This is a genomic window from Spirillospora sp. CA-128828, from assembly GCF_050945415.1.
Lineage (GTDB): Bacteria > Actinomycetota > Actinomycetes > Streptosporangiales > Streptosporangiaceae > Spirillospora.
In genome coordinates this window covers 7,751,208-7,764,782 of the sequence record NZ_CP191986.1, presented here as the reverse complement: position 1 = coordinate 7,764,782, position 13,575 = coordinate 7,751,208, and the positions used below count along the sequence as shown (strand labels likewise).

The 13,575-nt window shown below is 71.4% G+C and carries 16 protein-coding genes; 8 read left to right on the top strand and 8 right to left on the bottom strand.

All coding sequences use genetic code 11. The features are described from left to right. Positions 1-16: 16 nt before the first annotated feature. Positions 17-637, top strand: coding sequence for a TetR family transcriptional regulator (locus tag ACQPXG_RS37355; RefSeq protein ID WP_433463857.1), 621 nt, complete (start codon positions 17-19; stop codon positions 635-637). A 21-nt stretch (positions 638-658) separates the two neighbouring features. Here ACQPXG_RS37355 and ACQPXG_RS37350 read toward each other — a convergent pair whose 3' ends face one another. Continuing rightward, a complete protein-coding gene (locus ACQPXG_RS37350) occupies positions 659-1,492 on the bottom strand; it encodes a helix-turn-helix transcriptional regulator (protein ID WP_433463856.1) in 834 nt (277 codons plus the stop codon). A gap of 117 nt (positions 1,493-1,609) precedes the next feature. On the opposite strand from ACQPXG_RS37350, the gene ACQPXG_RS37345 reads away from it, so the two are divergent. Next, positions 1,610-2,671, top strand: coding sequence for an aldo/keto reductase (locus tag ACQPXG_RS37345; protein ID WP_433463855.1), 1,062 nt, complete (start codon positions 1,610-1,612; stop codon positions 2,669-2,671). A 62-nt stretch (positions 2,672-2,733) separates the two neighbouring features. Here the strand turns inward: ACQPXG_RS37345 and ACQPXG_RS37340 are convergent, their stop codons facing one another. The 5 genes from ACQPXG_RS37340 to ACQPXG_RS37320 form a co-directional block, all read right to left on the bottom strand. Further along, positions 2,734-3,555 (bottom strand): site-2 protease family protein, encoded by an 822-nt coding sequence (locus tag ACQPXG_RS37340; RefSeq protein ID WP_433463854.1) that lies wholly within the window; start codon positions 3,553-3,555, stop codon positions 2,734-2,736. Between the two features lie 87 nt (positions 3,556-3,642). Then, positions 3,643-4,224, bottom strand: coding sequence for a TetR/AcrR family transcriptional regulator (locus ACQPXG_RS37335; RefSeq protein ID WP_433463853.1), 582 nt, complete (start codon positions 4,222-4,224; stop codon positions 3,643-3,645). Between the two features lie 31 nt (positions 4,225-4,255). After that, the gene (locus ACQPXG_RS37330; protein WP_433463852.1) at positions 4,256-4,663 is read right to left on the bottom strand and encodes a DUF3224 domain-containing protein; all 408 of its coding nucleotides are present in this window, start codon (positions 4,661-4,663) and stop codon (positions 4,256-4,258) included. Positions 4,664-4,703: 40 nt separating this feature from the next. Continuing rightward, complete coding sequence (gene nucS / locus ACQPXG_RS37325) at positions 4,704-5,384, bottom strand: endonuclease NucS (protein ID WP_433463851.1); 681 nt, start codon at positions 5,382-5,384, stop codon at positions 4,704-4,706. A 33-nt stretch (positions 5,385-5,417) separates the two neighbouring features. After that, positions 5,418-6,533 carry a HEAT repeat domain-containing protein gene (locus tag ACQPXG_RS37320; RefSeq protein WP_433463850.1) on the bottom strand — a complete coding sequence of 372 codons (1,116 nt, stop codon included), beginning with the start codon at positions 6,531-6,533 and terminating at the stop codon, positions 5,418-5,420. A 171-nt stretch (positions 6,534-6,704) separates the two neighbouring features. Between ACQPXG_RS37320 and ACQPXG_RS37315 the strand changes: the two genes are divergently transcribed. Beyond that, the gene (locus ACQPXG_RS37315) at positions 6,705-6,896 is read left to right on the top strand and encodes a hypothetical protein (protein WP_433463849.1); all 192 of its coding nucleotides are present in this window, start codon (positions 6,705-6,707) and stop codon (positions 6,894-6,896) included. A gap of 143 nt (positions 6,897-7,039) precedes the next feature. Continuing rightward, the gene (locus ACQPXG_RS37310) at positions 7,040-7,426 is read left to right on the top strand and encodes an SCO5389 family protein (protein ID WP_433463848.1); all 387 of its coding nucleotides are present in this window, start codon (positions 7,040-7,042) and stop codon (positions 7,424-7,426) included. A 42-nt stretch (positions 7,427-7,468) separates the two neighbouring features. Here ACQPXG_RS37310 and ACQPXG_RS37305 read toward each other — a convergent pair whose 3' ends face one another. Beyond that, positions 7,469-8,563 (bottom strand): LLM class flavin-dependent oxidoreductase, encoded by a 1,095-nt coding sequence (locus tag ACQPXG_RS37305; protein ID WP_433463847.1) that lies wholly within the window; start codon positions 8,561-8,563, stop codon positions 7,469-7,471. Between ACQPXG_RS37305 and ACQPXG_RS37300 the strand changes: the two genes are divergently transcribed. From ACQPXG_RS37300 to ACQPXG_RS37285, 4 genes are all read left to right on the top strand, one after another. Further along, positions 8,562-10,130 (top strand): 3-hydroxyacyl-CoA dehydrogenase family protein, encoded by a 1,569-nt coding sequence (locus tag ACQPXG_RS37300; protein WP_433463846.1) that lies wholly within the window; start codon positions 8,562-8,564, stop codon positions 10,128-10,130. The two genes, ACQPXG_RS37305 and ACQPXG_RS37300, sit on opposite strands and share 2 nt — an antisense overlap. An 87-nt stretch (positions 10,131-10,217) precedes the next feature. Further along, on the top strand, positions 10,218-10,529 hold the full coding sequence (locus ACQPXG_RS37295; RefSeq protein ID WP_433463845.1) for an ATP/GTP-binding protein: 312 nt from the start codon (positions 10,218-10,220) through the stop codon (positions 10,527-10,529). Between the two features lie 8 nt (positions 10,530-10,537). Next, a complete protein-coding gene (locus tag ACQPXG_RS37290) occupies positions 10,538-11,260 on the top strand; it encodes an alpha/beta hydrolase (protein WP_433463844.1) in 723 nt (240 codons plus the stop codon). A gap of 64 nt (positions 11,261-11,324) precedes the next feature. Then, entirely contained in the window at positions 11,325-12,116 is a 792-nt protein-coding gene (locus tag ACQPXG_RS37285) for an alpha/beta fold hydrolase (protein WP_433463843.1), read from the top strand. A 1-nt stretch (position 12,117) separates the two neighbouring features. Here ACQPXG_RS37285 and ACQPXG_RS37280 read toward each other — a convergent pair whose 3' ends face one another. After that, complete coding sequence (locus tag ACQPXG_RS37280; RefSeq protein ID WP_433463842.1) at positions 12,118-13,548, bottom strand: AI-2E family transporter; 1,431 nt, start codon at positions 13,546-13,548, stop codon at positions 12,118-12,120. Positions 13,549-13,575 lie beyond the last annotated feature (27 nt).

The following is a 13,575-nucleotide window of genomic DNA, read 5'->3' as shown; positions in this document are numbered from 1 at the left end:
GGCTACCATGGGGACGGTGACGGAGACGACGAAGCGGCCGCGGCGCGCCCCCGCCCCGGACGAGCGCACGCTCGACGCCGAGCGGTCCCGGCGCCTGCTGCTGGACGCCGCGCTCGACGAGTTCTCGGCCAAGGGGTTTGCGGGCGCCCGCGTCCAGGACATCGCCGACCGCGCCGGCGTGAACAAGCAGCTGATCAACTACTACTTCGGCGGCAAAGAGGGCCTGTACTGCGCGATCGGCCAACGCTGGCTGGAGCGGGAGGCCGAGTTCAACGACCCGTCCGTCCCGTTCGACGAGATCGTGATCCGGTACCTGCGGCACGCCCTGGACGACCCGCGCGGAACGCGGCTGAACGCCTGGCGGGGGCTCACCGAGAACCTCGACGACATCGCGACCGGCACAACGGAGGACCTCTCCGACATCGAACGGCGTCAGGCCGAGGGCGAACTCGCCGCCGACCTGGACCCGGCCGCGGTCATGGTCGCCATCATGGCGATGGTGTCGGCGCCCGTCGCCAACCCGCTCGTCGTCCGCCACGTGTTCGGGCTGGACCCGTCCTCACCGGAGTTCCAGGAGCGCTACACCGAGCAGTTGCGCCGCATCGTCCGCCTCATGGCGGGACCCGGACGGGCCTAGGTCTGCAATGGCGATTCGGCATCAACGTGCGCACAACCGGTCCAATGCCGACCGGCTCTCATCGTCCGCGGCGCGGAAGATCACCAACCGCAGATCCGGATCTTGAAGCGGCATGAGCACTTCGAAATCCACCGCGACCACACCGACGTCCGGATGCCGCATCACCTTGTGTCCGCGGGCGTTGATCTTGATGTCCCGCTCGGCCCACAACCGCGCGAATTCCTCGTCACGGGTGATGAATTCGGCAATGAGGTCGGTCAGCGCCCGATCCTCCGGATGAGCGGCCCACGCGGCGCGCAGGTGGGCGATCCCCTCCCGTACGACGCGTTCCCGGTCGACATAGAACTCGCGCATCTCCGGATGCATCAGGCACAGCCACATCGCATTGCGCCGCGACGGAGGCAGGGTGTCGAAATCCAGTAGCAGCCTCGCCATTTCGCGGTTCCAGGCCAGGATGTCGTAGCGGTGGTTCACCAGCATGGCCGGCTGCGGCGACAGGTCTGCGACCAGCCGGGCCAGCGGCGGCGCTGCGGAGGTGGCGGGCTTGCCGGCGTCGCGGGGGCGCTGCCGGGCCAGGTCGAAGAGGTAGGCGCGTTCGACGGGGGCCAGGCGCAGCGCTCGGGCCAGCGCCTCCACCACGTCCGCCGAGGGCCGCGGCCCGCGCCCCTGTTCCAGCCGCACGATGTAGTCGACGCTGACCCCGGCCAGCTCGGCGACCTCTTCGCGGCGCAGTCCCGGGGTCCGCCGGGCCTGCCTGCGCGGTGGCAGACCGAGACGGCGCGGGTCCAGCCGTTCGCGCCGGGCCCGCAGGAACGCGGCCAGCTCCTGTGTCGTGTCCACGGAGTGGGTGATCATGTTCGTTCCAACAGCCAGGGTAGGACCGGCGTTCCCAGGAACCTCCTTCCCTTACCCCCGGCTCGCGGCGGTCACAACCTTGTTCTCGACAACGGATCGCGAGCACAGGAGGACACGATGCCGCTCACCCTCGACACCTACCGGCTGCTGGGCCGCTCCGGGCTGCGGGTCTCACCGCTGGCGCTGGGCGCGGCGACCTTCGGCACCGACTGGGGCTGGGGAGCCGAGCAGGACGAGGCACGCAAGCTGTTCGACCGCTACGTCGAGCGAGGCGGCAACTTCGTCGACACCGCCAACACCTACACCAACGGCAGCTCCGAGCGACTGCTGGGCGAATTCGCCCGTGACAAGCGCGAAAGCCTGGTTCTGGCAACGAAATACACGACGCTGCGCCGGCCCGGTGACCCGAATTCCGGGGGCGGTCATCGCAAGAGCCTGTTCGCTTCGGTGGAAGCCAGTCTGCGACAGCTGAAGACGGACTACATCGATCTGCTCTACCTGCACGTGTGGGATTTCACGACACCGGTCGAGGAGATCCTGCGCGGCATGGACGATCTGGTCCGGCAGGGCAAGATCCTTTACGTGGCGATCTGCAACGCCCCGGCCTGGCAGGTGTCGCGCATGCAGGCCATCGCCGACCTGCGCGGCTGGTCGCCCCTGGTCGCGCTGCAGATCGAGTACAACCTGATCGAGCGCACCGGGGAACGTGATCTGATCCCCATGGCGCGCGAGATGGGGCTGGGGGTGATCCCCTATTCACCCCTGGCCGGCGGGGTGCTCACCGGCAAGTACAGCCGCGACGACCTGACCGCGACGAACGTCGCCGACGACGGCACCCGCAAGGGCTTCAACCTCGCCCTGGGGGCGCTCACCGAACGCAACCTCGCCATTGCCGATGTCGTGAAGGATGTCGCCACGGACTTGGACCGCACCCCCGCCCAGGTCGGGCTGGCCTGGACACTGCGGAATCCGGACGTGACGGCACCGATCATCGGCGCCCGCACCCCCGCGCAACTGGAGGACAATCTGGGCGCTCTGGAGGTCGACTTCACCGCCGCCCAACTGGCCCGTCTCGACGAGGCCAGCGCGATCGGACTCGGCTTCCCGCACGACATGCTCGCCAGTGACCACATCCGCAATGTGACCGCAGGTGACCTGAAGATCGAAACCCGCCGCTGACACCTGGTCGAGCCCGAGGACGGTCCGACCGCCGTCCTCGGGGCAGTTGTGGGACCAGCCGCCTAGTCGTTCCACCACTGGAACAGGTAGTGCCCAAGCTCGATCGGGAAGTGGTCGATCGAGCCGCTCACGCGGAACGGGAACTCGCCCAGGCCGATCGCGTCGGTGATGTAGTAGATGACGTTGAAGAAGCCCTGGTTGATCGGCCCGAGCCACAGCAGGGCGATCAGGATGAGGAACACGTAGCCGCCGTAGGCGTTCGCCTGGTCCGCCCAGCGGCGCGGCAGGTAGGGCTCGATGATCCCGAAGCCGTCCAGCCCCGGGATCGGCAGCAGGTTCAGTACGGCCGCGGTGACCTGCAGGAACGCCAGGAACGCCAGACCCGACCAGAACAGCGCGTGGCCGCTGTCGGCGAAGTTCTTGAAGATCACCGCGAGCATCACGGCGAACAGCGCGTTCGACAGCGGGCCCGCCGCCGAGATCAGGCTGTGCCGCAGCCTGCCCGGGATCACGTGCCGGTCGATCCAGACGGCGCCGCCGGGCAGGCCGATCCCGCCCAGCACGATGAACACGACCGGGATCAGGAAGCTCAGCGTGACGTCGGAGTACTTCAGCGGGTTCAGCGTGAGGTAGCCCTTGTCGACGACGCTGCGGTCGCCCGACCGGAAGGCCATGTACGCGTGCCCGAACTCGTGCAGGGACAGCGACAGGATCCACGCGGCGATCACGAAGCCGAACAGCGCGATGCGGCCCGGCCTCTCCAGGATCGTCCCGTACCGCCAGGCGATCAGGCCGCACAGGACGGTCGCCGCCACGACCGCGAGGAACACCGGGCTCGGCCGGACCGCCGCGCTCCCCCGCATCTCGTGTGCAGTGCCCTTCATCGCTTCCGGCCCCTCTCGCCGCGCCGCTGTTCCCGGCGCCCCGTCCCGCCCGATCTTCCTCTGGACGCTACCTGCTCGCCGGAGTCGTCACGCCGCGATGACCGGAACGACATAGGTGCGCAGGAAGCGGCGCAGCCCGTCGGCGTCCCGGTCCCGGTCCATCACGATCAGCGAGGTGATGATGCGGAAGAGGAACTCGACCGTCCCCTCCACCTCGATGTCGTCCCGCAGCGTGCGCTGCCGCTGCGCCTGCTCGAAGTAGGGCCGCACGTAGTCGCAGCACAGCGCGAGCACGTGCTCGGCCGCCCCCGCCACCGCCGCCTGCATGTGCCCCGCCGCCTCCGGGACGAGGAAGTGCGCGATCGTCGGCTCGTTGCGGACGTACTCGACCGCGTCCAGCGTGCCCTCGACGATCGCCTCGGACACCGACCGCTCCCGGCGCAGCCGCTCGGCGAGCCGGTCCAGGAAACGGTGCAGGTCGCGCACGACGACGGCGAGGATCAGCTCGTCCCGCCCGCCGGTGACGCTGCGGTACACGGTCGCCCGCGACAGCTTCGCGGCGGCCGCGATGTCCTCGACCGTGGTCTTGGCCACGCCGAAGCGGCCGAAGCACTCCTCGGCCGCGTCGATGATGCGCTCGCGCGTCGCGTCGGCGGTGACCGGGGGCATGCCCCGAACACTACCGGCCGCCGCCCAGCCGCTATTCCAGCGTGTACTCCAGCGCCCAGGTGTGGGACCCGTCCTCGGCGACGGTGATCTGGCCGACGCCGCGGATGCCGGCGAGCTCCCCCGCCCCGGACGTGGGGACGATCAGCCACCGCAGCCACTGGGTGTCGGGCGTCCCGTCCTCGCTTCCCGCGCTGTGCTGCAGGACGAACGTCCCCTCGCGCCCGTGCAGGATCCCCTGAACGTTCTCGACCCCCACGTACGCGACCGGCCCCGCCGCCGACTCCACCGTGATCAGCTCGCTGGAGCTCGTCCCCACCAGATCGCCGTGGAAGGTCTTGCCGACGTGCACGCGGGTGAGCTTGTTGCCGCCCTGCTCGTCGTAAGGCTTGTCGGCGTCCCAGGCCTCGATGTCGAAGCTGCCGCTGGCTTGAAAGGTCATGCCCGCCATGATGCCCGCCCCCGTCCGGCGGCGGGAGGGCTCAGAACAGCGTGCCTTCGTGTTCGATGCCGCGTAGGGCGTCGTAGTCGAGGGTCACGCAGTCGATGCCCCGGTCGGTGGCGAGGACGCGGGCCTGGGGCTTGATCTCCTGGGCGGCGAAGACGCCGCGGACGGGGGCCAGGTGCGGGTCGCGGTTGAGCAGTTCCAGGTACCTGGTGAGCTGTTCGACGCCGTCGATCTCGCCCCGGCGTTTGATCTCGATGGCCACCGTGGCGCTGTCGGCGTCCCGGCACAGGATGTCGACCGGGCCGATCGCGGTGGGGAACTCCCGGCGGATCAGCGTGTACCCCTCGCCGAGGGTCGTGATGTGCTCGGCGAGCAGTTCCTGGAGGTGCGCCTCCACGCCGTCCTTCTGGAGGCCCGGGTCGAGGCCCAGCTCGTGGCTGGTGTCGTGCAGGAACTCCTCGATCGTCAGGATGAGGCGCTCGCCCGACTTGCCGTGCGTGACCGTCCAGCGGGCGATGGCGCCGTTCTCCTCGAAGACCTCCTCGCGCAGCGAGCAGGGCGGGTTCATCCAGTTGAGGGGCTTGTAGGCGCGGTCGTCGGCGTGGACGCTCACGCTCCCGTCCGCCTTGATCAGGACCAGGCGGGGAGCCATCGGAAGGTGGGCGGTGAGCTTGCCGGCGTAGTCGACGCTGCACCGGGCGATAACGAGACGCACGGCGACCAACCCTAGTGCGCGTCCCGGAGACGTTCAGCCGATACCGGCGTACCGGCGGCACTCGCCGCGGTCGGTGGGCAGTCCCCAGTCGCCGAGGATCTCCATCAGGTTGATCCACTGCCAGCTTGCGGGCGGAAGTTCGGCGATCGTCCGGACGGTCCGCTGCTGGGCGGTGGTGAGGTCGGCGAACGGGGGCAGGGGGAGGACGGGTGCGCGGAACGTCAGCGTGAGCGCGGCGGCGGCCATCGAAAACGAAGCGTCGTCGGACGTGCGGGACAGCCCTTCCAGGACGGCGTCGACGGCCTCGCGCGGCGGTTCGTCCAAGGCGGCCAGTGTCAGCGCCGAGTAGAGGCGCAGGTCGCCGTCCAGGAAGGCCGCGGGTTCGTCGGGCGGGGACGTGCTGCAGGCCGCCAGTTCGGCGATGACCGGCGCGTCGGCCGCGCCCAGCCGGGCGAGCGCGATCGCGGCGGCCCAGCGCGGCAGCGGCTCCGCGCCGGCCAGGTGCCTTCGGAGCCGGGGGATCAGTGTCCGGCCGTCGAGCAGCCCTCCGGAGACCAGGGCGTGCGCGACGACGTTCGGGTCCTCCTCGACGTCGAGGAGCGCACCCAGCGCGGGGAGCGCGGCCGCCGCCTCCTCGGGGAACCATCCGGCCGCGTACGCGGCGGCGGCCCGCACTTCGGAGTCCTGATCGCCGAGGAGGTCCAGCACGGTGGGCAGCCCGGCGCGGACGGCATCGTAGGCGGCGAGTCCCGCGGCCCATCCGTCCGGCCGGCGCGCCTCCTCGGCGAGGCCGGTCGAACGCGGCCGCGCCACCTCGTCCCGCCAGGCCGTGATGTCGACGCCGGACGGCAGGTGCGACTCGTCGAAGCCGATCGCCAGCGCGACCGCCAGGTAGAGCGGCCAGGTGCGCTCGGGAGTGCCGGGATCGGACGCGAGCGCGAGCAGGAACGGGACCGCCGCGGCCGATGCGCTGTAGCGGTTTCCCTGGTGGTGGATGTTGGTGAACAGCTCGCCCAGCGCCGCGTTCCGCTCGTCCTCGTCGGACGAGGACAGGGCCCGGAGCAGGTCCGGCACGTCCTCTGCTGAGCCGTAGGCGTGGTGGAGGCCCGCCCAGTCGATGTCGTCCAGCCCTGCCGGCGGTTCGGCCATGCCGCGATCATGCCAGCCACGCCTGACGTCCACCCTGAGCATCCCTGAGCATTCCTAAGGCGCACGGAGCGGGTCAGATAAGGCGTGATGCCGATGTGGGTGCGGGCGCCTTAGGACGAGTCTCTTGGATGTCGGGCCGTGTCACGCGGCCCGGGACGTTCAGGAGGGGCCGTGTACCACCACGAGATCATGCAGGACATCGCGAGGCAGCGGGCGCGCGAGATGCGTGCCGAGGCCCGCGCCGCGCGGGACGCCCGGCTGGCGCGCCGGGCCCGCGAGTTCTGGGCCGAGCGCGCCGAGCGGCTGGCCGCACGGCCGGTCCAGCGGCGGCCGCGCAAGCACGGAGCGGCGCCGGCGCGATGACCCCGCCCCCGACCGGCCCGCGCCGGCCGGGGGCGCGACGCATAGCGGAATGAAAATCTTTGTCAAGCCTGGAATTCTCCGGGGGCCGTGATTAGCGTCGGCGGGTGGGTGTTCATCCTCCGTCTGTGAAAGGACCCCCGCACATGTCTCTTGACGTGACACCGGAACTGCTGGAGACGGCGCAGAAGGGCGAGGTCGGCGACGCGGCCTTCGTCGAGTGCATCAGGACGTCCCTCCCGTACGCGTGGGACATGATCAGCGGCCTGGTGGCCCGGCTCCAGGTGGACGGCGGCGACTTCGCCGACAACCTCACGCCCCCGCCGGACGAGAAGGCCCGCGGCCAGCTCCTCAGGGTGCTCGCCAGCGACGCCATGCGCGACGCGCTGGAGCGCTACTTCGGCGTGAAGCTGGCCTTCCAGAACTGCCACCGGGTCGCGGTCTTCCCGACCGGCGACTCCACCGCCTACCGGACGTTCGTGACGGCCCGCGAACAGATCCTCAACCAGTCTCCCGAGCTCCGCGACTGCTGACCCGTCCATGCGGCGTGCCGATTCCCTCGGCACGCCGCATGCTCACATCGCGGCGCGGACCTTGGGGAGGACGTCGGCGCCCAGTCGGGCGATGTTCTCCAGGGTGGCGGCGCGGGAGCCGGCGGCCTCGACCAGCAGGATCAGGTGCCTGATTCCGGTGCGTTCGGCCGTGGTCACGAGGGACTCGACGCAGTCGTCCGGTGAGCCGACGGGATGCAGGTCGCACATGAGGCGCGTGTAGGCGACGGGGTCGCGGGACGGGCGTGGACGGTCGTCCACGGCGACGTATCCCTCCAGGCCGGGGCCGAGCCAGCGCGGCATCTCGTCCATAAGGGTTGCGACGGCCTCTTCCCGTGTGTCGGCGACCTGGGCCACGTGGGTCGAGATGTGGGGGAGAGACGGGTCGCCGTGACGCGCGACGGCGGCGGCCTTCTCATCCGGACCCACATGCATCCCGAGGAGCATCGGCAGGCCGCGTCGCGCAGCCAATGTCTCGGTGGCAGGGGACGTGCACGCGACCGTCACCTGTGGCGGGACAGGCGCACGCGGGACCACCGGCACCTCACGGAAGTCGAAGTGCTCGCCCGACCAGGCGAGCCGGTCCGAACGCAGCCAGGCCAGCAGCAGGTCCAGGGATTCGGCGAAGCCGTGCTCGTAGCGGGGGAGGCCGGTGCCGAAGACCTCCAGGTCGCGCCACGGCCCGCCCCGTCCGACGCCCAGCCGGAACCGGCCGCCCGACAGCAGCGACAGCATCGCGGCCTGCTCCCCCAGCACGACCGGATGCTGGGTGGACAGCACGCTGACCGCCGTCCCGACATGGACGCGGGTGGTCGTGGCCAGGATGTGCCCGGCGAGAACGGTCGCGGACGGGACGACCCCGTACGACATGAAGTGGTGTTCGGCCAGCCAGACGTCGTCGAACCCGGCGCGTTCGGCGGCGACGGCCGCCTCGACGGTGCGGGCGAGGGCGGCGGCGTCGCCCTGGGCGTTCGAGCGGAGCTCGTCGGTTGATCGGTGGTGGGTGGGGGCTGGAGGACGGTCGGGGAAACGGGCGGCGAGGAGGAAGATTCCGAGGCGCACGTCCCGGTCGTACCCGGCCTCGGCGGCGCGTGCTCCCTCTGGGAGACTGCGGGTCATGACTGGTGGTTCGTTCAGCAGGGTCGGGGTCGTCGGACTGGGCACGATGGGCGCGGGCATCGCCGAGGTGCTGGCGCGCGGCGGCCTCGCGGTCGTCGGCATCGAGGTGAACCCGGACGCGCTGGAACGCGGGCGCGGGCACCTGGAGGGCTCCACCGGACGCGCCGTCAAGCGCGGGAGGCTCACCGAGGACGCGCAGCGCGAGATCCTCGGCCGGATCACGCTGTCGACCGACTTCGCCGACCTCGGCGACTGCGACCTTGTGATCGAGGCCGTCCCCGAGCGGCTCGACCTGAAGCGCAAGGTGTTCGCCGAGCTGGACCGCGTGTGCCGGGACGACGCCGTCCTCGCCACCAACACCTCCTCGCTGTCGGTCACCGACATCGCGGCCACCACCGGCCGCCCCACCAAGATCGTCGGGGTGCACTTCTTCAACCCGGCGCCGGTGATGAGGCTGGTCGAGATCATCGGGACGGTGCTGACCGAGCCGGAGGCCGTGACCCGGGTCGCCGAGCTGGTGAAGGGCCTCGGCAAGACGCCGGTCACGATCGGGGACCGCGCCGGGTTCGTCGCGAACCGGCTGCTCTTCGGCTATCTGAACCAGGCCGCGGCCATGCTGGAGTCCGGCCACGCCACCCGCGACGACATCGACACCGCGATGAAGACCGGCGCCGGGCTGCCGATGGGGCCGTTCACCCTCATGGACCTGATCGGGCTCGACACCTGCGTGGAGGTGCTGGACGCGATCTACGCCGAGTCGCGCGACCGCCGCCACGCCGCCTCGCCGCTGCTCCGCGAGCTCGTCACCGCCGGGCTGCTCGGCCGCAAGACCGGCCGCGGCTTCTACACCTACGACCAGTCCGGGGACGCCGAGAAGGAGACGGCCGGCGCGCCGCCGGTCGTGGGCATCGTCGGCGTCGGCCCCCTCGCGGACGCGATCGCCGCGCTGTGCGACCGGGCGGGCGGCGAGATCCGCGACTCCGCCGCCGGACTCGCCGGCTGCGACCTGATCGTGGAGGCCGCGGAGGACACCGAGGCCGCCCGGGCGCTGCTGTCCGCCGCCGTCCAGGCCGCGAAGCCCGGCACGGTCATCGCCGTCACCTCCGTGGACGGCTCGGTGATCGGGCAGGCCATGGCCACCGGACGCCCCGCCGACGTCGTCGGGCTGCACCTGCCCGACCCGGCGGGCGCCCTCGCCGAGATCGCCGCCACGGTCGCGACCGCCCCGGACGTCGCGGACCGCGCCGCCGACCTCATCGGACGCCTCGGCCTGGCCGTCGTCCGCTGCCGCGACCGCGTCGGCTTCGTCGTGGACGCCCTGCGCTTCCCGTACCTGAACGACGCCGCCGCCATGCTCGGCGCCGGATACGCCGACGCCGACTCGATCGACGCCGCGATGACGCTGGGCTGCGGCTACCCGACCGGCCCCATCGCCGACCTCGACCGCCTCGGCCTCGACCGTGCAGTCACCGTCCTGCGCGCCCTGCACGCCGAGACCCGCGAACCGGCCCTCGCGCCGGCCCCGCTCCTTGTCGAGCACGTCACAGCGGGGAAGCCGCTGCGTTAGCCCAGGGGGCGTGTTTGCCAGGGGGCGACCTCCTGGAACCCCCGTTACGGGGAAGAGGGCGTGGCCGAAATTTCATAGGCTGGGGGTATGAGCCCCCGGAAGAATCGCCGTACCGTCACCGGACGTCCCCCCAAGCGCGAAGACGGGCCGTGGGCTCAGGAGACCGAGGACGGGCCGGACGGCGAGTGGATCGTCCGGTCGATCGCCGGGGCCGGCGCGACGAAGCCGTACCGGTGCCCCGGGTGCGACCAGGAGATCCCGCCGGGTGTCGGGCACGTCGTCGCCTGGCGGGCGGGTGACGGCGGCGACGACCGGCGGCACTGGCACCGCCCCTGCTGGCAGGCCCGCACCCGCCGCTCACCCCGCATCCTGCGCGGCCGGAACGCGCCCCGTTACTAAGGAGACTCATGGCGGAGATCAGGGCGGCCAGTGTGCTGCCGGCGCGGCGTGCGGAGATCACGCTGCACACGTCCGACGGGCTGGAGCTGGTCGGGGAGCTGGCGCTGCCGCCGGAGCGTCCGCCGGTGGCGACGCTGGTCTGCCTGCATCCGCTGCCCACGGCCGAGGGGATGATGGACAGCCACGTCCTGCGCAAGGCGTCCTACCGGCTGCCCGCGCTCGCGGACCTGGCGGTGCTGCGGTTCAACACCCGCGGGACGACGTCGGCGCGCGGCACGAGCCAGGGCGAGTTCGGCGACGGCGAGACCGAGCGGTTCGACGTCGCGGCGGCACTGGAGTACACCGAGTACCACGACCTGCCGCGCCCGTGGCTGCTCGGCTGGTCGTTCGGCACCGAGCTGGCGCTGAAGTGGGGACGCGACCCGCTGGTGGAGGGGGCGATCCTGCTGTCGCCGCCGCTGAAGCGCGCGGGCGACGCCGACCTGGACGCGTGGGGCGCCGACGGCCGCCCGGTCGTGGCCCTCGTGCCGGAGTTCGACGACTATCTGCGCCCGGCGGAGGCGCGGGAGCGGTTCAAGCGCGTCCCGCAGGCCGAGGTGATCGGGGTCGACAACGCCAAGCACCTGTGGGTGGGCGAACCGTACGTCCGGATCGTGCTGAACGAGATCGTCAGGCGGGTGGCCCCGGCCGCTCATCCGCTCCCCACCGAATGGGACGAACCGGACAGATAAACGCTTGCGGCCGATCGCGGCCACTCCTGTCCCACCGGGTGCGATCGCGGGTAACCATTGCCCAATGACGGTGCAGCTGTACGCAAGGGACGTCGGAAGCGGCACGCCGCTCGTCCTGCTGCACGCCTTCCCGCTCTCGTCGGCGATGTGGCTCGGCCAGCGCGAGGGCCTGGCGAACCGGTTCCGGGTCATCACCCCGGACCTGCGCGGCTTCGGCGGGTCGGTGCTCGGCGACGACGAGCCGTCGATCGACGCGATGGCCGACGACGTCGCCCGCATGTTCCGGGGCCTCGGCCTCCGGCGGGCCGTCGTCGGCGGGCTGTCCATGGGCGGCTACGTAGCGATGGCGCTGGGCCGGCGGCATCCGGACCTGATCCTTGGTCTCGTGCTCGCCGCCACCCGCGCCGCCGCCGACACCGAACCGGTCCGGGAGAACCGGCTGCGGCAGGCCGAGCGGCTCGAAAGCGAGGACGGCACGCGGGTCCTCGTGGACGAGGTGCTGCCCGGCCTCGTCGGCCCCACCACCTACCGGCAGCGGGCGCTGATCTATGGGCGGGTCCGGGGCCTCGTCCAGGCGACGCCGCCGCGCGCCGCCGCATGGGCGCAGCGTGCCATGGCGGGACGCGCGGCGGCGTTCGGCGCGCTCCGCGACCTGCGGGTGCCCGCACTCGTCATGATCGGCGACGAGGACGCGCTGGCCACCGAGGCCGAGGCCCGCGCCATGGCGGACGCGATGTCCAACGCCGAGCTGCTGGTCATCCCGCGCGCCGGGCACCTGTGCGCGGTCGAGCAGCCGGACCTGTTCAACCAGGCGGTGGCCGAGTTCGCCGCCGCCCTCGCCCGCACGGCCCGCTGAGCTAGAGCGTCTCCTGGCGCGGCATGACGACCTCGCGGATCAGCAGCGAGATCGCGGCCGCGGTCGGGATCGCCAGCAGCGCCCCGACCACGCCGAGCAGCGCCGCGCCGACCAGCGCCGCGACGATCGTCACCGCCGGCTGGACGTCCACGGTCCGCTTCATCACGCGCGGATAGACCACGTAGTTCTCCACCTGCTGGTAGATCACATAGAAGATCACGCAGGCGATGAGGTCGGTCGTGTTCCCGGTGATGAACGCGACCAGGCACACGATCACCGCGCCGATCGTGGCGCCGATGAGCGGGATCAGGTCGGTCACCGCGACGATCAGCGCCAGTGCGAGCGCGTACTTCACCCCGAGGATCGACAGGAAGATGTAGGAGCACACGCCCGCGATGAACGCGATCGTGAACTGCCCCGCGACATAGCCGCCGATCCGGTCGAGGATCTCGTCGCCCAGCAGGGCGACGCGGGCTCTCCGGGTGCGCGGCGCCAGCTTGTAGAAGAACGTCTTGATCTGCGGCAGCGAGCTGAGGAAGTACAGCGTGAGGATCAGGATCGTGATCGTTTGGAAGATGCCGTTGATCGCGACCTTGCCGATGCCGGTGGCGGTGTCGGTGAGGCCCTTCTGGAAGCCGTCGCTGTTCACCGCCTTCTCGGCGCGCTCCAGCAGCCCGTAGCGCTTGTCCCAGTCGGCGAGCGTCCTGTTGTCCTGCAGCTGCTGGACGTACTCGGGGATGTTGTGCCGCAGCTCGGTGACCTGCTCGGACACCGGCTGGACGAGGGACGCGACGAACCCGGCGAAGAACAGGATCACGATCAGGAACACCGTGGCGACCGCGGCGCCGCGCGGGAGCCCGAACCTGCGGAGCCGCTCGACGGCCGGGTTGAGCCCCACCGCGAGGAACATCGCCACGATGATCATCACGATCACGGACTTGGCGTTCGTGGCGGCCTTCACCAGCATCCACGCGGTGATGACGCCGAGCGCCGCAGTGAACCCGAACACGAACGGGTGGGCGCGGCCGAGCGGCTGACCGGGCCGTCCGAACGGGAACAGGTGGTCGACGCCCGCCTCCCGCTTGCGCTGCTCGACGTCGTGCGCCGGGTCGGGCGCGCCCGGCTCGGGCGTCACCTGCTCCGTGGCGGCCGGCAGCGGTGCCGGGAGGGAGACCGGGGCGCCGGTCGCCGGGTCGCGTTCCCCCACGGGCTCCTCGATCTCCTCGGGCCGCAGCGCACCGCTGGGCGCGGTGGCCTCATCGTCCTCGGTCGCGGCCTGCTCGTCGTCAGGGGACCGGCCTCCGGACGCGGGCCCGGCCGGCTCGCCGTCGTCGGCGGGCGGGGCCGGAGCGGGCACCCGGCGGCCGGCCGCGCGCGGGCCCTCGCCGGACGCGGGCTCCGGCCGGTCCTCGTGGGGGGTCTCGTCGGGCACGCCGCTCTCCTCTTCCTTACGCCTACG

Coding starts and splice junctions, on each gene's coding strand:
- ACQPXG_RS37350 (WP_433463856.1), bottom strand. CDS start 1,492: ATGATCACCCACTCCGTGGACACGACACAGGAGCTGGCCGCGTTCCTG.
- ACQPXG_RS37345 (WP_433463855.1), top strand. CDS start 1,610: ATGCCGCTCACCCTCGACACCTACCGGCTGCTGGGCCGCTCCGGGCTG.
- ACQPXG_RS37340 (WP_433463854.1), bottom strand. CDS start 3,555: ATGAAGGGCACTGCACACGAGATGCGGGGGAGCGCGGCGGTCCGGCCG.
- ACQPXG_RS37335 (WP_433463853.1), bottom strand. CDS start 4,224: ATGCCCCCGGTCACCGCCGACGCGACGCGCGAGCGCATCATCGACGCG.
- ACQPXG_RS37330 (WP_433463852.1), bottom strand. CDS start 4,663: ATGACCTTTCAAGCCAGCGGCAGCTTCGACATCGAGGCCTGGGACGCC.
- ACQPXG_RS37320 (WP_433463850.1), bottom strand. CDS start 6,533: ATGGCCGAACCGCCGGCAGGGCTGGACGACATCGACTGGGCGGGCCTC.
- ACQPXG_RS37310 (WP_433463848.1), top strand. CDS start 7,040: ATGTCTCTTGACGTGACACCGGAACTGCTGGAGACGGCGCAGAAGGGC.
- ACQPXG_RS37300 (WP_433463846.1), top strand. CDS start 8,562: ATGACTGGTGGTTCGTTCAGCAGGGTCGGGGTCGTCGGACTGGGCACG.
- ACQPXG_RS37305 (WP_433463847.1), bottom strand. CDS start 8,563: ATGACCCGCAGTCTCCCAGAGGGAGCACGCGCCGCCGAGGCCGGGTAC.
- ACQPXG_RS37295 (WP_433463845.1), top strand. CDS start 10,218: ATGAGCCCCCGGAAGAATCGCCGTACCGTCACCGGACGTCCCCCCAAG.
- ACQPXG_RS37290 (WP_433463844.1), top strand. CDS start 10,538: ATGGCGGAGATCAGGGCGGCCAGTGTGCTGCCGGCGCGGCGTGCGGAG.
- ACQPXG_RS37285 (WP_433463843.1), top strand. CDS start 11,325: ATGACGGTGCAGCTGTACGCAAGGGACGTCGGAAGCGGCACGCCGCTC.